General features: G+C 61.2%; 17 protein-coding genes. 6 read left to right on the top strand and 11 right to left on the bottom strand.

Annotation, left to right across the window (positions count from 1 at the left end):
- Nucleotides 1–5: 5 nt before the first annotated feature.
- The 11 genes from AC1DE4_RS10265 to AC1DE4_RS10215 all read right to left on the bottom strand — a co-directional run bounded on the left by AC1DE4_RS10265 (nucleotide 6) and on the right by AC1DE4_RS10215 (nucleotide 11,285).
- Entirely contained in the window at nucleotides 6–710 is a 705-nt protein-coding gene (locus AC1DE4_RS10265) for a response regulator transcription factor (RefSeq protein WP_025657979.1), read from the bottom strand.
- Nucleotides 707–3,415 (bottom strand): sensor histidine kinase, encoded by a 2,709-nt coding sequence (locus tag AC1DE4_RS10260; RefSeq protein ID WP_025657980.1) that lies wholly within the window; start codon nucleotides 3,413–3,415, stop codon nucleotides 707–709. Before AC1DE4_RS10260 ends, AC1DE4_RS10265 begins: the two co-directional genes overlap by 4 nt.
- Nucleotides 3,416–3,475: 60 nt before the next feature.
- Complete coding sequence (kdpC, locus tag AC1DE4_RS10255) at nucleotides 3,476–4,045, bottom strand: potassium-transporting ATPase subunit KdpC (protein WP_025657981.1); 570 nt, start codon at nucleotides 4,043–4,045, stop codon at nucleotides 3,476–3,478.
- Between the two features lie 12 nt (nucleotides 4,046–4,057).
- Nucleotides 4,058–6,145: a potassium-transporting ATPase subunit KdpB gene (kdpB, locus tag AC1DE4_RS10250; RefSeq protein WP_477881249.1), complete on the bottom strand. Its 2,088-nt coding sequence runs from the start codon at nucleotides 6,143–6,145 to the stop codon at nucleotides 4,058–4,060.
- A 42-nt stretch (nucleotides 6,146–6,187) separates the two neighbouring features.
- Nucleotides 6,188–6,343, bottom strand: coding sequence for a hypothetical protein (locus AC1DE4_RS10245; RefSeq protein ID WP_183754971.1), 156 nt, complete (start codon nucleotides 6,341–6,343; stop codon nucleotides 6,188–6,190).
- Between the two features lie 9 nt (nucleotides 6,344–6,352).
- Entirely contained in the window at nucleotides 6,353–8,056 is a 1,704-nt protein-coding gene (gene kdpA, locus AC1DE4_RS10240; RefSeq protein ID WP_477881247.1) for a potassium-transporting ATPase subunit KdpA, read from the bottom strand.
- 61 nt (nucleotides 8,057–8,117) lie between these two features.
- A complete protein-coding gene (kdpF, locus tag AC1DE4_RS10235; protein WP_037214584.1) occupies nucleotides 8,118–8,207 on the bottom strand; it encodes a K(+)-transporting ATPase subunit F in 90 nt (29 codons plus the stop codon).
- Between the two features lie 447 nt (nucleotides 8,208–8,654).
- Nucleotides 8,655–9,308 (bottom strand): CDP-alcohol phosphatidyltransferase family protein, encoded by a 654-nt coding sequence (locus AC1DE4_RS10230; protein WP_025657984.1) that lies wholly within the window; start codon nucleotides 9,306–9,308, stop codon nucleotides 8,655–8,657.
- Nucleotides 9,305–9,697, bottom strand: coding sequence for a hypothetical protein (locus AC1DE4_RS10225; RefSeq protein WP_025657985.1), 393 nt, complete (start codon nucleotides 9,695–9,697; stop codon nucleotides 9,305–9,307). Before AC1DE4_RS10225 ends, AC1DE4_RS10230 begins: the two co-directional genes overlap by 4 nt.
- Nucleotides 9,694–10,644 carry a phosphatidate cytidylyltransferase gene (locus AC1DE4_RS10220; protein WP_018855973.1) on the bottom strand — a complete coding sequence of 317 codons (951 nt, stop codon included), beginning with the start codon at nucleotides 10,642–10,644 and terminating at the stop codon, nucleotides 9,694–9,696. Before AC1DE4_RS10220 ends, AC1DE4_RS10225 begins: the two co-directional genes overlap by 4 nt.
- Nucleotides 10,641–11,285: a lysophospholipid acyltransferase family protein gene (locus tag AC1DE4_RS10215; protein WP_025657986.1), complete on the bottom strand. Its 645-nt coding sequence runs from the start codon at nucleotides 11,283–11,285 to the stop codon at nucleotides 10,641–10,643. Before AC1DE4_RS10215 ends, AC1DE4_RS10220 begins: the two co-directional genes overlap by 4 nt.
- Nucleotides 11,286–11,465: 180 nt before the next feature.
- Here AC1DE4_RS10215 and AC1DE4_RS10210 point away from each other — a divergent pair, with 180 nt between their 5' ends.
- From AC1DE4_RS10210 to AC1DE4_RS10185, 6 genes are all read left to right on the top strand, one after another.
- On the top strand, nucleotides 11,466–11,807 hold the full coding sequence (locus AC1DE4_RS10210; RefSeq protein ID WP_477881243.1) for a DUF6074 family protein: 342 nt from the start codon (nucleotides 11,466–11,468) through the stop codon (nucleotides 11,805–11,807).
- A 444-nt stretch (nucleotides 11,808–12,251) separates the two neighbouring features.
- The gene (locus AC1DE4_RS10205; protein WP_477881241.1) at nucleotides 12,252–13,415 is read left to right on the top strand and encodes an isovaleryl-CoA dehydrogenase; all 1,164 of its coding nucleotides are present in this window, start codon (nucleotides 12,252–12,254) and stop codon (nucleotides 13,413–13,415) included.
- A gap of 36 nt (nucleotides 13,416–13,451) precedes the next feature.
- Nucleotides 13,452–15,059 (top strand): carboxyl transferase domain-containing protein, encoded by a 1,608-nt coding sequence (locus AC1DE4_RS10200; protein ID WP_025657989.1) that lies wholly within the window; start codon nucleotides 13,452–13,454, stop codon nucleotides 15,057–15,059.
- Between the two features lie 7 nt (nucleotides 15,060–15,066).
- Nucleotides 15,067–17,052, top strand: coding sequence for an acetyl/propionyl/methylcrotonyl-CoA carboxylase subunit alpha (locus tag AC1DE4_RS10195; RefSeq protein WP_477881239.1), 1,986 nt, complete (start codon nucleotides 15,067–15,069; stop codon nucleotides 17,050–17,052).
- Nucleotides 17,052–17,933 carry a hydroxymethylglutaryl-CoA lyase gene (locus AC1DE4_RS10190; protein WP_477881237.1) on the top strand — a complete coding sequence of 294 codons (882 nt, stop codon included), beginning with the start codon at nucleotides 17,052–17,054 and terminating at the stop codon, nucleotides 17,931–17,933. The genes AC1DE4_RS10195 and AC1DE4_RS10190 overlap by 1 nt, the downstream gene beginning before the upstream one ends.
- Nucleotides 17,933–18,709, top strand: coding sequence for a crotonase/enoyl-CoA hydratase family protein (locus AC1DE4_RS10185; RefSeq protein WP_025657992.1), 777 nt, complete (start codon nucleotides 17,933–17,935; stop codon nucleotides 18,707–18,709). Before AC1DE4_RS10190 ends, AC1DE4_RS10185 begins: the two co-directional genes overlap by 1 nt.
- The last annotated feature ends 29 nt before the right edge of the window (nucleotides 18,710–18,738 follow it).

Below are 18,738 nucleotides of genomic sequence, written 5' to 3'. Positions count from 1 at the left end.
CCGATTCAGGCTGCTGGCGGATCCGCTTCTTTCAGCCTGTATCCGACGCCGGTTTCAGTCGTGATGTATTGGGGCTGGTCCGGGCTCTGCTCCATCTTTTGGCGCAGCTGTCGCACGTAGACACGCAGGTATTGTACGTCGGCAGCGGGCCCCCAGATCTGCTTCAACAGAAACTGGTGGGTGAGGACCTTTCCTGCGTGCTGGGCGAGGACCCGCAGAATGTCGTATTCCTTCGGCGAGAGCTTGATTTCCCTGCCGTCGATCTTGACGATGCGCTTGACGAGGTCAATCGACAGGCCACCAGCCTGAAAGATCGCCCGCTCACCCTGCTGCTGCAAGCGATGACGCAAGGCGACACGCAGCCGGGCTCCGAGCTCGTTCATGCCGAATGGCTTCGTCAGATAGTCATCCGCTCCCGCTTCGAGCGCCTTGACGATGCCGGTTTCATCGGTCCGGCTGGAAAGGATCACGATCGGCAAGGCAAGGCCCGCGCCTCTCCATTCCTGAAGCAGTTCATGGCCCGACTTGTCCGGCAGGCCAAGGTCGAGCACGATCAGATCCGGTGGATCATCCTTCGCTGCCTGCAGCGCCGCCACGCCGTTTGGCGCTTCGTGCACCTCGTAGCCTTGTGCGGTGAGGCCAACGCGAAGCAGCTTGCGGATTGGAGGCTCGTCGTCCACGACGAGGATTTTTACGGCTGAACCGGTCATTTTAGCTCATCCAATTTCGGAATCTCGTTTGGTTTTGGAAGACGGATGGTGAAGACAGCACCCGAACCATCGGAGCGGTTTCGGGCCGTGATCGTGCCGCCCATCGCCTCGACAAAGCCGCGACAGATGGACAGGCCAAGGCCCGTTCCCGCGCGAACCTGGTCCCCTTTGCTTACCCGATAGAATGTATCGAAGACGCGGTCCAAGTCCGCCGGCGGAATGCCCGGACCCTCGTCTGAAACCTCAATCACAACATTGTATTCGTCCGCCCGCCCATCGATACGGATCGACGACCCCTGCGGCGCATACTTGGCCGCATTGTCGAGCAAATTGAACAGCACCTGTTCAAACAATACCGGATCGACGCGGATCATCGGCAGATCTGCAGGAATCGTCATGACGGTCTTGTGGTGCGCGAGAATTTTCTCGGCGCGGCGCAACGCGCTTCCGGCAATGTCACCCGGGTAGTGAAGCGCATAGTTCGGTTCCATTGCACCGGACTCGATCTTCGTCATGTCAAGCAGGTTGGCAATAAAGCGGTTGAGCCGTTCCGACTCGTCGACGACGGTCGACAACAGATCCAGACGATCTTCAACCGACATGGAATCGCGGTAATCGCGCAGAGTGCCCGCAGCGCCAAGGATGGCCGCGAGCGGCGTCTTCAGGTCGTGCGAGATCGAGGTCAGGAGCGCAGAGCGCAGACGATCGGCCTCGGCAGCCAGCTTGGCGCGGTCAACGTCCGCCACGAGTTGAATGCGCTCTATCGCAAGCGCCGCCTGATCGGCCAATGCGTCGAGAAGGCGTTGCTGCTCGGGGGTCAGCAGAGGGCCGTCGCGTCGGTCATTGTCCAGGCCGATGACACCGACGGCGGCACGACCGGTTCGCAGCGGTACATAGAGCCTCTTGGCACCGGGCAGGGTATCGGCGCCACGGCCTGCGGCGTGATTGTGCTCCCAGGCCCAACGGGCGGCGGCAATGTCTGCCTCGTCGAGTGTGTCATCCGGCGGATAACCGGCCTTGACGGCGATGGTGCCTTCTTCCGGCAGTAGAAGGACAACGCGGACCTTGAGCATCGATGCCAGCTGGAATGCGGTGGCCCAGAGAACGTCGTCGAGCGTGCCGGTGCCGGCCAATTTCTTGGAAAAGAGGTAGAGGTCTTCCGTCGTCCTGGCACGCTGCCGGGCAGCAGCCGCCTGGCGTTGGACCGTTGCCGTCAGGTTGCTGGCGATGACAGCGACGCCCAGGAAGAAGAACAACGCAAGCACGCTCTCCGGATCGCTGATCGTCAGCGTGTAGCGGGGCGGCAGGAAGAAGAAGTTAAAGGACAGCGCGCTGATGATGCAGGTATAGAGCGCTGGGCGCAGCCCGTGGATGACCGCCGAGGTTAGCACCGCCATCAAGAACACGAGGGCAAGGTTGCGGACATCAAGAACCTGATCGAGCACCACGCCGGCGATGAGCGCGACAACCACATAGGCTGTCGCGGAGAGATAGGGCTGGATGTTGAAGTCGGGCACGGACGGTGCGGCTCCGACGCCGCGCGCGGATGTTCCCACCGTCTCGCTGCCGGAAATCACATGGACGCTGATATTGCCTGACGTCCGGATCAGATCGTCGGCTATGGAGCGGTGAAGCCAGTCACGCCACGTCGGCTTGTTGGGGGCGCCGATGACGATGTGGGTAACGTTGTTGGCTGCGGCGTGGCGGACCAGCTCTTCGGAGACCTCACGGCCGGGAATGGTGATCGCCTCACCGCCGAGCTGTTCGGCCAATCGAAGTGTGGCCGCAATTGTGTCACGGTCGGTTTCAGTCAGATTGATGGAACGACCGGTCTCGACATAGACGGCCGCCCACGGTGCCCGCAGTCGCGAGGCCATTCGCGAGGCATAGCGTACCAGCGAGGCCGAGCGTGGATGCTGATCAACCGATACAAGGACCCTCTCACCTGCGGCCCAGGGACCAGCGATGGCATGCGCCTGCATGTGGGTCAGGAGTTGGTCGTCGACACGCTGCGCGGTCTTGCGCAATGCCAGTTCGCGCAGCGCAGTCAGGTTTCCGGGCGTGAAATAATTGGTCAGAGCCCGTTCGGCAGTCTTCGGAACATAGACCTTTCCGTCGTGCAGCCGCTTGATCAGATCATCCGGCGTCAGGTCGATGATCTCGACGTCATCGGCCATATCGATGATCGAATCCGGGACGGTCTCTCGCACTCGGATGCGGGTAATCTGCGAGACGACGTCGTTCAGGCTCTCGACGTGCTGGATGTTCAGTGTCGAATAGACGTCTATGCCGCGGTCAAGCAGCTCCTTCACGTCGAGATAGCGCTTCGGATGGCGGCTGCCCTCGGCGTTCGTATGGGCAAGTTCGTCGACGAGGACGAGGCGCGGTTGGCGGGCGAGGATAGCGTCGATATCCATCTCCTCAAGCGGGCGGCCCTTGTAGTCGATCTTGACGCGCGGAATGACTTCAAAGCCATTGACGAGCGCTTGCGTTTCCTTGCGCCCGTGGGTCTCGACGATGCCGATCACCACGTCAACGCCATCGGACATCTTGGCACGGCCCGATTCCAGCATCTCGTAGGTCTTGCCGACGCCGGGCGCGGCGCCCAGGAAGATCTTCAGACGGCCACGTGTCTCCTGGCGCGCTTTCTCTAGCAGCGCGTCGGGCGAGGGCCTTCCAACCTTGTCGCGGTTGTCTTCCGGCATGCGTGTCAATCTTTCTGAAGAGCAAGCCCCGGTGCGCGCAGACGCCCGGGGCCTTCAATTTTACTGAGAGATAGAAGCATCAAGAGACTGATTCAATGCCAGAACATTGACCGTGCGTTCACCGAGGAACCCAAGTTCGGGGTGATTGACGGCGGCATCGACAATCGTCTTGAGCTTTGCCTCATCCATGCCGCGCGCCTTGGCGACGCGCGGTATCTGGAAGTAGGCGGCTTCGGGTGAGATGTGCGGATCAAGGCCGCTGCCGGAAGCCGTCACGAGATCGATCGGCACCTCCACATTCGGGTTGGTCGCCTTGGCCGCTTCGTAGTCAGTCTTCACGCGATCGATGAGCTTCTGACTGGTTGGGCCGAGGTTCGAACCGCTGGAGCTGGCGGCATTGTAGCCGTCGCCGGCTGCCGAGGGACGGCCGTGGAAGTAGTTCTCGCCGGTGAAGGCCTGGCCGATCAGGGTCGAGCCGATCACGTGGCCGTCCTTCTCGATCAGGCTGCCATTGGCTTGCGACGGGAAGAGTGCCTGCGCAGCGCCCGTCATTGCGAGCGGATAGAGCAGTCCGGTGATGGCGGTGGTGGCAACGATCATTACTATTGCCGGACGAAGTTCTTTCAACATGATGTCAACTCCTTAGGCGAGACCGATGGCTGTGATGACCATGTCGATCGCCTTGATGCCGATGAACGGGACGATGATACCGCCGACACCGTAGATCAGCAGATTGCGGGACAAGAGCGCGCCGGCGCCGATTGCGCGGTATTTCACGCCCTTCAGGGAGAGCGGGATCAGCGCGACGATGATTAGCGCGTTGAAGATGATGGCCGACAATATGGCACTCTGTGGCGTGGCCAGTCCCATGATGTTCAGGACGCCAAGCTGCGGGTAGAAGGCCAGGAACATCGCCGGGATGATGGCAAAATACTTGGCGATGTCATTGGCGATCGAGAAGGTCGTCAACGCGCCACGGGTCATCAGCAGCTGCTTGCCGATCTCGACGATCTCGATGAGTTTCGTCGGATCGCTGTCGAGGTCGACCATGTTGCCGGCTTCGCGAGCGGCGACCGTGCCGGTATTCATGGCCACGCCGACGTCGGCCTGGGCGAGGGCAGGGGCGTCGTTCGTGCCGTCGCCGCACATGGCGACGAGCTTGCCTTTGGCCTGCTCCTCGCGGATCAGCGAGAGCTTGTTCTCCGGTGTCGCCTGCGCCAGGAAATCGTCCACGCCGGCTTCGGCGGCGATTGCTGCTGCCGTCATCGGGTTATCGCCTGTTATCATGACCGTGCGGATACCCATCCGGCGCAGTTCGGCGAAGCGCTCGCGGATACCGCCCTTGACGATGTCCTTGAGCTGGATGATGCCGAGCAGCTTGCCGTCACGGGCGACTGAAAGCGGCGTGCCGCCTGCCTTGGCGATTTCGTCGGCAATTGCCTGCAGTTCCCGCACGGTCTCGGTGTTGGTGCGGATGGCGATCGCTGCATTGCCTGAAGCCGGTGCCGATGCGGCGCCAACATAGGCGAGTACGGCATCGACGGCCCCCTTACGGATCGAAGAGCCCTCGACATCCACGCCGCTCATGCGCGTCTGCGCGGTGAAGGGCACGAAAGCGGCCTTCAGGCTGGCCATGTCGCGGCCACGGATGCCGTATTTCTCCTTGGCGAGCACGACGATCGAGCGGCCTTCCGGTGTTTCGTCGGCGAGCGATGCCAGTTGCGCGGCATCGGCAAGGTCCTGTTCGGAGATGCCGTGAACGGGGCGGAAGGACGTGGCTTGGCGGTTGCCAAGCGTGATCGTGCCGGTCTTGTCGAGGAGCAGCGTGTCGACGTCGCCGGCTGCCTCCACGGCGCGACCGGACATGGCCAGCACGTTGAAGCGTACCAGACGGTCCATGCCGGCGATGCCGATCGCCGAGAGAAGCGCGCCGATGGTCGTCGGAATCAGCGTCACGAAGAGCGCGACGAGGATGATGATCGGGATCGAGCCGCCGGCATAGCTTGCAAAGCTGGGGATGGTCGCGGTGGCCAGAACGAAGATCAGCGTCATGCCGGCAAGCAGGATGTTGAGGGCGATCTCGTTCGGGGTCTTCTGACGTTCGGCACCTTCGACGAGCGAGATCATGCGGTCGAGGAAGGTGTGCCCCGCGGCCGCGCTGATACGAACGCGAATCCAATCGGACAAAACCTGCGTGCCGCCGGTAACGGCCGAACGGTCGCCGCCGGACTCGCGGATGACAGGGGCGGACTCGCCTGTTATCGCGGCCTCGTTGACGGATGCGACGCCCTCGATGACTTCACCGTCCGAGGGAATGATGTCGCCAGCCTCGACGAGGACAAGATCGCCGACCTTCAGGCTCGTGCCCGGAACGAGGCGGTAGCCGGTGCCGTTGTTGGCCGTCAGCAGTTTTGCCTGGGTTTCGGTGCGAGCCTTGCGCAGCGAGTCCGCCTGCGCCTTGCCGCGGCCTTCGGCAACGGCTTCGGCGAAGTTGGCAAAAAGCACGGTGAACCAGAGCCAAAGGTTGATCTGGAAGGAAAAGCCAAGATTTCCGCCGCCCCTGACGAGATCACGGACGAACAGGATCGTGGTCAGCGCCGAAACCGTTGCTACGACGAACATGACGGGGTTCTTGGCAAGGGTGCGCGGGTTCAGCTTCTTGAAGGCGGCGCCCACGGCCGGAATGAGAATGCGAGAATCCATGATGCTCGCTGATTTTGCCTGGCTCATAAGAGACTCCAGCTTGAAAAGAGTAAGGCGACCGTGTTGCGATCAGCCGTGTAGGATCCGAAATACCGCGACGATGACGAGGAGGCCGGCGAGCATCACTAGAATGATGTCGGAGGCGCGGGTCATCCGCTGGCTGTCACGTCCCGGCGAACCGGGACGTGCGTTGAAGGATTTGCGAAGCTTGTGACGAAGGATCATTGCTTCACCTCAAAAGGTCTGGCCGGCGATCATGACCAGGTGCTCGACGACCGGGCCAAGCGCCAGCGCCGGGAAGAAGGTCAGTCCGCCGACGATCAGGATCGTGCCCGTCAGGAGGCCTACGAAGAGCAGGCCATCGGTCGGGAACGTGCCTGCCGAGGCGGGGACGGTCTTCTTGGCGACCAGGGAGCCTGCGATTGCGAGCGCCGGGACGATCACCAGAAAGCGTCCCATCAGCATGCCGAGGCCGAGCGTGATGTTGTACCAGGGTGTGTTGCCGGTCAGGCCACCGAAAGCCGAGCCGTTGTTCGCCGCAGCGGACGTGTAGGCATAAAGGATCTCGGAGAAGCCATGTGGTCCTGCCGTGCCGATCGAGGCGACGGCGGAGGGCAGCACGCTGGCGATCGCAGTAAACACGAGCATCGCAAGCGGCAGGCAAAGAATGGCAAGCACGGCCATCTTCATCTCCTTGGCTTCGATCTTCTTGCCAAGGTACTCGGGCGTGCGGCCGACCATCAACCCTGCGACAAAGATTGCGATGATCACGAAAAGCATGATGCCGTAGAAGCCCGCGCCAACACCGCCGACGATGACTTCGCCAAGCTGCATGTTGATGAGAGGGATCAACCCGCCGAGTGCCGTGAAGCTGCCATGCATTGCGTTAACCGCACCGCAGGAGGCAGCGGTTGTTATGACCGCAAAGAGCGAGGACAACGTGACGCCGAAGCGCACTTCCTTGCCTTCCATGTTGCCGCCCTGCAGGCCGAAGGCGTGCATCAGCGGATTGCCTGCGGCTTCCGCCCAGTAGGTGACGCCGACGCCGACAATGAAGAGTACGCCCATGGTGGCGAGGATTGCCCAGCCCTGGCGCTGGTTGCCCACCATGCGTCCAAAGACATTGGTGAAGGCAGCACCGATTGCGAAGATCGAGACCATCTGGAGGAGGTTGGAAATCGCGTCGGGGTTTTCGAAGGGGTGCGCGGAGTTGGCGTTGAAGAAGCCGCCGCCGTTGGTTCCGAGCATCTTGATGGCAAGCTGCGAGGCCACCGGTCCAAGAGCAATCGTCTGCTTGGCGCCTTCGAGCGTCGTCGCGTCGACATAAGGGCCGAGCGTCTGCGGCACGCCGAGGTAGACATAGACCAGCGTCAGCACGATGCAGATCGGCAGGAGAATGTACAGCGTCGCACGGGTCATATCGACCCAGAAATTGCCGACCGCCTTACCGGATGCGCGCGAAAAGGCGCGGATCAGGGCGATGGCGATTGCCATGCCGGTCGCGCCAGATACGAAGTTCTGTACGGTGAGGCCAGCCATCTGCGTGAGATAGGACATCGTGCTTTCGCCGCCGTAGTTCTGCCAGTTGGTGTTGGCGACGAAGCTTGTGGCGGTGTTGAAAGAGAGTTCGGGGCCAACCGCAGCCATTCCGGCCGGGTTCAGGGGCAAGATGTCCTGCATACGCAGCAGCGCGTAGAGGACGATGAAGCCGACCAGGTTGAACATCAGCATGGCGAACGCATATGAAGTCCAGTGCTGCTCTTCACGTTCGCTGGTGCCGGCAAGCGCGTAAAGTCCCCGTTCAATCGGAGCGAGGACGGGTGAGAGAAACGTGCGTTCGCCATTGAAGACGCGTGTCATGTAACCGCCAAGCGGTTTGACGAGCACAATGATGATCCCGCAGTAAAGTAGGATCTGAAGCCATCCGTTGAGGGTCATGGGAGGTAACTTTCAATACCCGATTTGTTTCGCCGGTCGCGCCTTGGGAGGAGGCGCGATTCTAGAAGCGTTCGGGGCGAATGAGAGCGTAGGTGAGGTAAACCGTGAGGAACACGGTGACGGCACTACTGAGAATATAGTCGAGTGTCATGGTCGAGTGTCATGGCGCTTCTCCGGTTAAAGTCGGTCGCAGGCTTTGGTGTAAGCAAAGCAGAGGGCGAAAAATACGATTCCTGTGGCGAGTAGAACTATGTCCATCATCGATCGTGACTCCTGTTGTTCTTCTGGAGTCAGACAAGACAAAGGGCGCCATCCTCAGGATGGCACCTTTTATGCTTTCTGGCTGGAGATGATCCTTGGATCTCTCGGACATTAATATGCGGTCGAACCGCATAAGCGTTCGAGATCGGCGGCGGGCCGCGGATATAAAAATCTTATAAATGCCGATGGAAGAAAAATGCCTCGCCGAAGCGAGGCTAGTCCAAGGCCGCTTCGGGGAAAAGAAGAAGCGGCGCGGTTGTTGTATTGCTGGTGCGCTCGACTGCAAAGCGCACTTTCGAGCTTTTCGGTACGCCTGACGAGGATTGAGTGAAGGGCGTCAATTGCCCGCGTGGCCACCTTTCAGATTCCGAACGACGTTTCTGCCCCGTCGCAGCGCCGTGAAGGCAGCACCGATCGTAATCAGCCAGAGGGCAGCGAGTAGAACCTGATTGTGCCCGCTCCAAAACGGCTCGAGGATCGAGAGGATTGTCGCAGCCGTGATTGTCGCCATTCGGTGTTGTTTTGCCATCGGGCCGGAGAAGTCGCTCGGCGTCCCGGTTGCTCGACCGAGCTCGCGAACATAGGCCGTCAATACGGCAAAAGATGCCGCCGCCCAGCCAAGGCCGGGCGATCCGATGCCATACCCAACACCGGCCAGGATCAGGATGTCGGCGACGCGGTCGGGGAATTCGTTCCAGAAGGGGCCGTCCGCCGCGCCCTTGCCGCCCTCAACGGCAACCATACCGTCGAAGAGATTGCACAACAGCCGCAATTGGCAGAACGCGGCCGCGAGAACGAGGAGGAGCGGTCTTGTCCACCCGTCATCCCGTCCCGCAAGGAAGAACGCGCCGCCGGCCAATGCCGCGGCGACCATGCTTGCCTGAGAGATTTGGTTCGGCGTGACCGACCGTGTCGCCAGCCATTTCGCAATGCGCTTTGCCCATTGCGTGTCTCTGCTTGCCAGCGGCCGGCGATCGCCCGTTTCCGTCATGCCACGATCCTCTCTTGGTAGACAAAGTAATTGTAGACTGCCGCGTAGGTCGTCGAGACGGTTAGCGGCACCGCTATGGTTTTCAGGATTTCCGGGGTGCCGCTCAACGCATGGATCGAGATCAGCACGGCAGTCGATGCCAGACATGCGATCAGCGGCGGTGCCCAGAGACCGGCGCGCCCTTTGAACTGTTTTGCGAGCCGCTCGATAACCGTCTTGAGAAAGAAGGTGAGGCCGGCCGAGAGTGCGCCCTGCACAAGGCCGGCAAATAGGGCTCGCTGCGGCGGATGGCTGCTGTTGGCGAAGACCGCCCAGCCGCCCATGGCGACAAATGCGAAAAGCACATGTATCGCACTGCTCTGGGCCAGCCGACGGACCGGCGTCATCATGTGATCGACCACCAGTAGCGGACAATGTGAAAGAAGATCGGCGCGGAAAAGACGACGGAATCGAGCCGGTCAATCAGTCCGCCGTGCCCTTCGATCAGGTGACCCCAGTCCTTGACGCCGCGATCTCGCTTGATCGCCGACATGACGAGGCCGCCGAAAAAGCCCATCATGGTGATAACGAAAGCCATGACCCCGGCCTGGAGCGGCGTGAAAGGTGTGATCCACCATAGGGCGGCACCGATCAACGTCGCGCTCAAGACGCCCCCGACAAAGCCCTCCACGGTCTTTGAAGGCGACAGGCTTGGTGCGATTTTTGTTCGACCGAACAGCTTGCCCCAGACATATTGGAGCACGTCGCTGAGCTGCACGATGATCACCAGGAAAGCGATCAGCAGAACGTTGCGGCCTTCGTAGCCGGGGATCGTCAGCGTCAGCAGCGCCGGAACGTGGGAGGCGCAGAATACGCAAATCATCAGCGCCCATTGGACTTCGGCAATGCGTATCAGAAAACGCTCGGTATCGCCGCGCAGTACGGAGATGATCGGCATCAAGAGGAACGCGTAGACCGGAATGAAGATCGAGAAGATGCCGTATTGCCTCTCCCACAACAGCCAATACTGCAGCGGCAGGACGACGAAGAAGGCGGCTGCGAGCGCCCAGTGATCGGCGCGTTTGGTGTCGGTCAGCGTAATGAACTCGCGTAGTGCCGCGAAAGAGCAGAAGCCAAACAGCAGCAGCACGCCGATCCGACCGGCAAGAAAGGCAAGGCCGATCAGGATGGCCATGATCCACCACGCCTTGATGCGTGCGTTCAGGTTCTCGATCGCGGCATTCGACTGGCCGGCCGGCAGTCGCCGCTGCAGCAGGTAGCCGATGGTCGACGAAACGATCAGGAGCGTGAAGATGCCAAGGACGAGTGTCCACAAGTCGGCGTTCGCTGCGTTCATTCTTTACCGCCCAGGTGTTTTGGTGACAGATCAAGCAGCGCCGTCCGCGCCCTGTCGAGGAAGGTTTCCTTGGTCTCGCCGGCTTCGATCCGAATGGCGTTGCCGAAGGTCACGGTGCAGATGAAGGGGATCGGGACGATCTCGCCTTTTGGCATGACCCGATTGAGATTGTTGATCCAGACCGGCACAAGCTGAATGTCCGGCCGGGTCGAGGCGAGATGGAACAGTCCGCTCTTGAACGGCAGCAGCGGCGCATCTGTCTGGTTGCGCGTTCCTTCGGGAAAGAGGATCAGCGACGCTCCGGAATCGACCACTTCGGCCATGACTTCAATCGGATCGCGTGTGCGCTTGTCGCGGTCCCGCTCGATAAGAACTGCGTCGAAGACGTTGCAGCCGATGAAGCGGTTGATCGATGACTTCAGCCAATATTCCGCGCCAGCGACGGGGCGTGTCTTCCGTCTCAAGCTCGGCGGAAGGACGGCCCAGACCAGGATGAAATCGCCATGGCTGGAGTGATTGGCGAAGTAAACACACTGGCCCTGGGGAATGCCGTCATTCGGCCAGATAGCGCGAACCGCGGTAATGGCGCGCGCGAACACCACGATTGCCGCCGCAACAGGCTTCGCAACTACACGTCTCACTGATTTCAGCCCCCTCGCTGCATCAATAAAGCAGCCTGCAGAAGCCTAGCGGCATTTCCGATGGTTCGGAAGTCCTGCTTGTGGCGGAGACCGTGTCGATGCCCGCTTTGACCGCCGCGATGAATTGAACGCCGCGTTTGTGGGGGCGAAGAGGAAATCGTTAACCATGGTCAGCTAGGAATGAGTCGGACGCAACGGAATGAGTCGATGTCAGTACAGTCAAACAAGAATCTGCAAGCAATGACGACAAGCGAGATCGTACTTTTCCCGGTCGCTTCACGCGCCGGAGACATTGAACGGTGCGCGACCGAACTGGACCGTCGCCACGGCGAGGATGCAGTACGCTTCTGGAAGACAGAATGCCGCCGACTGGCTGATGAGCTGACGTCGCTTGGCTGCTCCGAAGCTAAGGTCCGCGAACATGTCATGACGTTTCAGGCCGAGGTACAGGCCGAGCTGGTTCGCCGTCATCAAGTGCGGGCAATCGCCGAAAGCCGCAGTGGCCGCGCCATAAAGCGCTAGCGTCATAGGTGGCTCATATCGCCACTTGGGCCGTCGATTTTGTCGGACGGCCCTCAGCGGTTGAACGCGTCGTCCCAGCGGCGAATTCTTTCCATAGTTTGCGCAGGATGAACCGTCTTGGTTCAGAAATTCCGCGCGCCCGGTGCTAGCATCCCTTTATTCTCACGCGGATCTCTAAAGATCCCGTGCGTCGCCTATCTCGGGAGGAAGGGCGGATGCCGGCCGAAGATCGATCGAATAGTCGCTGGGGCAAACTGGCGGTCAGAAACGTCTGGCCGACCGGAAATGCTTGCCATTTTCGCGTTCTTCAACGAGATTTATCAGGCCGACCGGCAGTGGAGGAGCTGCCGACAAGATACGCGCGTGAAGAACAATGACGGGAGAATGACGACACACGCATACCGGACGCTGTTGTAGTCGCGCGCCGGACTTGGGAGGGAAGGCATGTATTCTGGTGGTTTGAGATTTGGTCTGGCGGACGAGATCGAGGCGCTCCGCGACAGCGTTCGACGTTTCGCGACGGAGCGCATTGCACCGCTCGCTGCCGAGACGGACAGCAGCAACAGTTTTCCAACGCCACTCTGGCGCGAGATGGGTGAGATGGGACTGCTCGGGATCACGGCCGAGGAGGCCTATGGCGGCGCCGGCTTGGGATACTTGGCCCATTGCGTCGCGATGGAGGAAATCAGCCGCGCTTCCGCCTCCGTCGGCCTCAGCTACGGCGCCCATTCCAACCTTTGCGTCAATCAGATCAGCCGCAATGGAACGGACGAGCAGAAGTCGCGTTATTTGCCGAAGCTCATCTCCGGCGAACATATTGGCGCACTCGCCATGTCCGAGCCGGGCGCCGGATCCGACGTCGTTTCGATGAAGCTTCGGGCGAAGAAGCGAGGCGACAGCTACCTCCTCAACGGCAACAAGATGTGGATCACCAACGGCCCGGATGCCGATGTGCTGGTGGTTTACGCGAAGACAGACCCTGATGCGGGTCCGCGTGGCATCACGGCTTTCCTCGTCGAGAAAGGCTTCAAGGGCTTTTCAACTGGCCCGAAGCTCGACAAGCTTGGCATGCGCGGCTCCAACACCTGCGAATTGATCTTCGAGGACTGCGAGGTTCCCGCGGCAAATGTGCTGGGCACACTCGGCGGTGGTGCGCGCGTTCTGATGTCGGGGCTCGACTATGAACGTGTCGTCCTCTCCGCTGGACCGATCGGCATCATGGCCGCCTGCATGGATGTCGTCGTGCCCTATCTTCACGAAAGAAAGCAGTTCGGCCAGGCGATCGGCGAATTCCAGCTGATGCAGGGAAAACTCGCCGATATGTACGTAACCATGAACACGGCGCGCGCCTATGTCTACGCAGTTGCGGCGGCCTGCGATCGCGGCGAGACGACGCGCAAGGATGCTGCCGGCTGCATTCTTTATGCCGCCGAGAAGGCGACGCTGTTGGCGCTTGAGACAATCCAGGCGCTCGGGGGGAATGGCTACACGAACGATTATCCCGCCGGCCGGTTGCTGCGCGACGCCAAGCTCTACGAGATCGGTGCCGGAACCTCTGAGATCAGACGCATGCTGATTGGCCGCGAGCTCTTTTCCGAAACGGCCTGATCCGAACGTTTCATCCGACAACCATCCTGGTGACCAATGACGGTTTTGAAGTCGCAGATTTCGACGAATTCGGAGAACTTCAGGACAAATCGCGCGGCGATGGCCGAAGCTATCCGTGCCATCGAGGACGCAGCCTTGAGTGCGGCGAATGGGGGCGGACTTGCAGCGCGCGAGCGTCATGTTGCCCGCGGCAAGATGCTACCACGGGATCGGATCGCCGCCCTGCTCGATCCGGCTACGCCTCTTCTCGAAATCGGATTGACCGCAGCCCACGGCATGTACGGCAATGAGGCGCCGGGTGCTGGGCTGATAACCGGCATCGGCCGCGTTTCAGGGCGCGATTGCATGATCGTCTGCAACGACGCGACCGTCAAAGGCGGCACCTACTTTCCGATGACGGTAAAGAAGCACCTGCGCGCGCAGGAAGTCGCGGCCCAGAACAATCTGCCCTGCATTTACTTGGTGGATTCGGGCGGCGCGAACTTGCCGAATCAGGACGAGGTCTTTCCGGATCGCGATCATTTCGGCCGGATATTCTACAATCAGGCCAATATGTCGGCGGCAGGAATTCCACAGATCGCCGTCGTCATGGGCTCGTGTACGGCAGGTGGTGCCTACGTGCCTGCCATGTCCGACGAGGCAATCATCGTCGAGGGGCAGGGGACGATCTTTCTCGCCGGTCCGCCGCTGGTGAAGGCCGCAACCGGCGAAGTCGTTTCGGCCGAGGACCTTGGCGGTGGCGATGTGCACACAAGGCTCTCCGGTGTCGCAGACCATCTTGCGCGAGATGACGCGCATGCCCTGGCATTGGCGAGGCGCGCCGTCGCCAATCTCAATCGATCCAAGGCGGGTGGCGTCGAGCGCCAGGCGGTTGAGGCACCACTGTTCGATCCCTCGGAAATCGCAGGGATCGTCCCGGCCGACCTGCGCGTGCCCTACGACGTGCGCGAAGTTATCGCCCGTATCGTCGACGGCTCGCGTTTGGATGAATTCAAGGCGCGCTACGGGACGACGCTGGTCTGCGGCTTTGCACATGTCCATGGTATCCCGGTGGGCATTGTCGCCAACAACGGCGTGCTGTTCTCCGAGTCGGCCCTGAAGGGCGCCCATTTCGTGGAGCTCTGCTCGCAGCGCAGGATACCGCTCGTCTTCCTGCAGAACATCACCGGCTTCATGGTTGGCCGCAAATACGAAACCGAAGGCATCGCGAAGAATGGTGCGAAGCTCGTTACCGCGGTCGCAACGACCGGGGTGCCAAAGGTGACGATGCTGGTTGGCGGTTCCTTCGGTGCGGGCAACTATGGGATGGCCGGTCGCGCCTTCTCGCCGCGCTTTCTCTGGACATGGCCGAACAGCCGCATCTCGGTCATGGGCGGAGAGCAGGCGGCCGGCGTGCTTGCGACTGTGCGGGGCGAGGCGCTCTCCCGTGCCGGCACGCCATGGACACCGGAGGAGGAGACCAGTTTCAAGCAGCCGGTGCTCGATCTTTTCGAACGGCAAAGCCATCCGCTCTACGCGTCGGCGCGGCTATGGGACGATGGGGTGATCGACCCGGCCAAGAGCCGCGACGTGCTCGGTCTCTCGCTGTCTGCGGCGCTGAATGCACCGATTGAAGAGACGCGCTTCGGCCTGTTCCGGATGTGAGGTAGCGATGTTCCAGAAAATTCTCATCGCAAACCGTGGCGAGATTGCTTGCCGGTTGATCCGAACCGCCAGGCGCATGGGGATCGCCACGGTGGCGGTCTATTCGGATGCCGATGTTGGGGCGCTGCACGTCGAGATGGCCGACGAAGCGGTTCGGCTGGGGCCCGCGAGCGCGCAGGAGAGTTACCTCTCGATCGAGCGGATCCTTTCTGCGGCGCAGCGAACTGGCGCCGAAGCCATTCATCCTGGTTACGGGTTTCTCTCGGAGAATGCAGACTTCGCCGCAGCCGTAGAGGCGGCAGGCATTGTCTTCATTGGGCCGCAGCCGTCGTCCATTCGTGCCATGGGATTGAAGGATGCCGCAAAGGCGTTGATGGATCAGTCGGGCGTGCCGGTCGTTCCCGGCTACCATGGCGAGGAACAAGACGACGGGTTTCTCGCCGATCAGGCGACCCTGATCGGGTACCCCGTGCTGATCAAGGCACGCGCGGGTGGCGGCGGCAAGGGCATGCGCCGCGTCGACAGCGAGGAGGATTTTCCCGAAGCACTTGCTGCTGCGCGGCGAGAGGCGAAGGCCGCATTCGGCGACGATGCCGTTCTGATCGAGCGCTACCTCATTCGCCCGCGCCATATCGAGGTTCAGATCTTCGGCGATCGGCACGGCAATGTTGTGCATCTTTTCGAACGTGATTGTTCGCTCCAGCGCCGCCATCAGAAGGTGATCGAAGAAGCGCCGGMGCCGGGAATGACGCCGGAGATGCGTCGTGCCATGGGTGAAGCCGCGGTACGCGCGGCGCGTGCCATTTCCTATCGTGGTGCCGGCACCGTCGAGTTCATCGCGGATGTCTCGAACGGCCTCTGGCCGGATCGTTTCTATTTCATGGAGATGAATACCCGTCTTCAGGTCGAGCATGCCGTTACCGAAGCGATTGCCGGGGTCGATCTCGTCGAGTGGCAATTGCGTGTGGCGTTCGGCGAGCCGCTGCCGAAGAAGCAGTCGGAGCTTGAGATCTATGGCTGGGCCTTCGAGGCCCGGATCTACGCGGAGGATGCGGCCAAAGGCTTCCTGCCCGCGACGGGGACGATCAGGCATCTGGATTTTCCGGAGGTTACGGCGCGGATCGATGCCGGGATCCGTCCGGGCGATACCGTCTCGGCTCACTACGATCCCCTGATCGCCAAGATGGTCGTACACGGGCCCAGCCGGAGTGTCGCCCTGTTGCGACTGACCAGGGCCTTGCAGAGCTCGCATGTCGTCGGTGTCACCACCAATCTCGACTTCCTCGCCAGATTGAGCGAGCAGGACGAATTTGTCGCTGGCCATCCGGATACCGGGCTGATCGATCGCAATCTTCAATCTCTGACCGCGCTCGAGCCGCCTGCGGACACGGTGATCGCGCTTGCTGGCGTGTTGTCACTGGGTACGCTTGCGCGATCATCGGATGGCGATCCCTGGCTGACGCTGGGACATTGGCAGCTTTGGAGCGAGATGCAGCGCATCGTCGTTCTGACCTATGAAGGAGGGCATTCAACGCTACGGATTGCGGCCAAGGGTTTCGATTTCTTCGCCGTGCATGATGGACGGCGGGTCATTCCCGTGAAGATCGTCAGCCGGCAGGACGATGGTTGCCGGGTGGAGGTCGATGCCCGGCAGGTGCAGGTCAAGGCCAGTATGGCGGCGCATCACCTGGTCGTCAGCGTCGACCACCGAACGCATGTATTCCATCTCGGTAACCCGCTCGATTTCAGTGCCACGGATGTTGCTGATGGCAACAGACTGATCGCGCCGATGCCGGGCTTTGTGAAGATCGTGCGGACGAGTTCGGGGGCGGAGGTCGCCAAGGGTGATGCGCTTGTCGTCATGGAAGCCATGAAGATGGAGCTGACGCTTGTCGCAGCCCGCGATGGGACGGTGGAAGCCGTCGAGGTGAGCGAAGGGCAGCAAGTCGACGAAGGCGCCGTACTTCTGACGCTGCGGGTAGAGGAGACGTGATGCAGCCCGGAGAATCGTCATTGCTGCCCCGGGACGTCTCGATCGTCGAGGTGGCACCGCGCGATGGCCTCCAGAACGAGAAGAACCTGATCCCGACGGCGACGAAGATCGCCCTCATCGACATGATCTCGGAATGTGGTTTCGAGCGGATCGAGGCGACGAGCTTTGTCAGCCCGAAGTGGGTGCCGCAACTTGCTGACGCCGCCGAAGTGATGGCCGGCATCAAGCGCAGGCCGGGGGTCCGCTATGGCGTTTTGACCCCGAATATGAGGGGGTTTGAGGCTGCAATGGCCGCGGGCGCGGACGAAGTCGCGATCTTTGCGTCCGCCTCGGAGAGCTTCTCGCAACAGAATATCAACTGTTCCATCGCCGAGAGTATCGAACGCTTCAAGCCGGTTGCCGAAGCAAGCCGTGCACGTGGCGTTCCAATGCGTGGCTATGTCAGCTGCGTGGTCGAATGTCCCTATGAGGGGGCCATTTCGCCGGATGCGACGGCGCGCGTCGTCGAGAGCCTGCATGCATTGGGCTGCTACGAGATCAGTCTCGGCGACACGATCGGCAAGGGACGACCGGAAGAGGTCGATCAGATGCTGGTAACGGTCCTCTCCTGTGCGCCGGCGACAATGCTTGCGGGTCATTTCCACGACACCGACGGCTGGGCCTTGGACAATATCGGGGTTTCCTTGAAGCACGGGCTGCGGGTTTTCGACGCGTCGGTCGGCGGATTGGGCGGTTGCCCCTATGCTCCGGGCGCAAAGGGCAATGTCGATACTTTGGCTGTCGCTGAGTTCCTTACCCGCAAGGGCTATCGGACCGGGCTCGCGCCCGAGAAGCTGGAAGAGGCCGCCGATTTTGCCCAGAGCCTAAGGAGCGAGGCATAATGCCGAAAACGCTGATGATTTCGATCGACGAACGCGGCGTTGCGCGGCTTACGCTCACCCGTGAGGACAAGCACAATGCCATGTCCGCCGAAATGATCGACGAGTTGACGGAGGCCGCAAGCGCGCTCGGGTCGGATGGACGGGTGCGAGTCGTCGTGCTTGCTGGAGCGGGCAAGAGCTTCTGTGCCGGCGGTGACCTGGAGTGGATGAGAGCCCAGTTCAAGGCGAGCCGGGCGGAGAGAATCGCCGAAGCGCGGCGGCTGGCGATGATGTTCAAGGCCCTGAACGAGCTTCCGAAGCCGCTCATTGGCTGCGTCCACGGGAGCGCCTTTGGCGGCGGTATCGGGCTGATCAGCGTCTGCGATACAGTGATTGCCTCGGAGGCGGCGCGCTTCGGCCTGACGGAAGTTCGGCTTGGGTTGATACCGGCAACGATCAGCCCTTACGTCGTAGCGCGGATCGGCAGCCCTGCGGCACGATCCCTCTTCGTCTCCGGTCGAACCTTCGATGCTGCCCATGCCAAATCCATCGGTCTCGTCGCCTCTGTTGTTCCCGCTGCGAACCTCGACCGTGCTGTCGACCTCGAGATCGCGGAATTCATCGCGGCCTCACCGGAGGCAGCGACACGCGCCAAGGCCCTTGCGCGGTCTCTTGCGCCGCCCATCACGGAAAAGATCATCGAGAGCGTGATTTCCCAGCTTGCAGATAGCTGGGAGACCACAGAGGCGCAGGCGGGCATAACCGCCTTCTTCGAAAAACGGCGGTCGAATCCATAACGGGAAGCTTCGAGACCGGTCAGTGGCGG

This window comes from Rhizobium sp. 10N414, from assembly GCF_056394785.1.
This window is presented reverse-complemented; position numbering and strand designations above follow the sequence as displayed.

Coding starts and splice junctions, on each gene's coding strand:
- AC1DE4_RS10225 (WP_025657985.1), bottom strand. CDS start 9,697: ATGATGACGCCGGTCCGTCGGCTGGCCCAGAGCAGTGCGATACATGTG.
- AC1DE4_RS10200 (WP_025657989.1), top strand. CDS start 13,452: ATGACGGTTTTGAAGTCGCAGATTTCGACGAATTCGGAGAACTTCAGG.
- AC1DE4_RS10205 (WP_477881241.1), top strand. CDS start 12,252: ATGTATTCTGGTGGTTTGAGATTTGGTCTGGCGGACGAGATCGAGGCG.
- AC1DE4_RS10260 (WP_025657980.1), bottom strand. CDS start 3,415: ATGCCGGAAGACAACCGCGACAAGGTTGGAAGGCCCTCGCCCGACGCG.
- AC1DE4_RS10190 (WP_477881237.1), top strand. CDS start 17,052: ATGCAGCCCGGAGAATCGTCATTGCTGCCCCGGGACGTCTCGATCGTC.
- kdpA (WP_477881247.1), bottom strand. CDS start 8,056: ATGACCCTCAACGGATGGCTTCAGATCCTACTTTACTGCGGGATCATC.
- AC1DE4_RS10220 (WP_018855973.1), bottom strand. CDS start 10,644: ATGAACGCAGCGAACGCCGACTTGTGGACACTCGTCCTTGGCATCTTC.
- kdpB (WP_477881249.1), bottom strand. CDS start 6,145: ATGAGCCAGGCAAAATCAGCGAGCATCATGGATTCTCGCATTCTCATT.
- AC1DE4_RS10210 (WP_477881243.1), top strand. CDS start 11,466: ATGAGTCGGACGCAACGGAATGAGTCGATGTCAGTACAGTCAAACAAG.
- AC1DE4_RS10185 (WP_025657992.1), top strand. CDS start 17,933: ATGCCGAAAACGCTGATGATTTCGATCGACGAACGCGGCGTTGCGCGG.
- AC1DE4_RS10245 (WP_183754971.1), bottom strand. CDS start 6,343: ATGATCCTTCGTCACAAGCTTCGCAAATCCTTCAACGCACGTCCCGGT.
- AC1DE4_RS10265 (WP_025657979.1), bottom strand. CDS start 710: ATGACCGGTTCAGCCGTAAAAATCCTCGTCGTGGACGACGAGCCTCCA.
- kdpC (WP_025657981.1), bottom strand. CDS start 4,045: ATGTTGAAAGAACTTCGTCCGGCAATAGTAATGATCGTTGCCACCACC.
- AC1DE4_RS10230 (WP_025657984.1), bottom strand. CDS start 9,308: ATGACGGAAACGGGCGATCGCCGGCCGCTGGCAAGCAGAGACACGCAA.
- kdpF (WP_037214584.1), bottom strand. CDS start 8,207: ATGACACTCGACTATATTCTCAGTAGTGCCGTCACCGTGTTCCTCACG.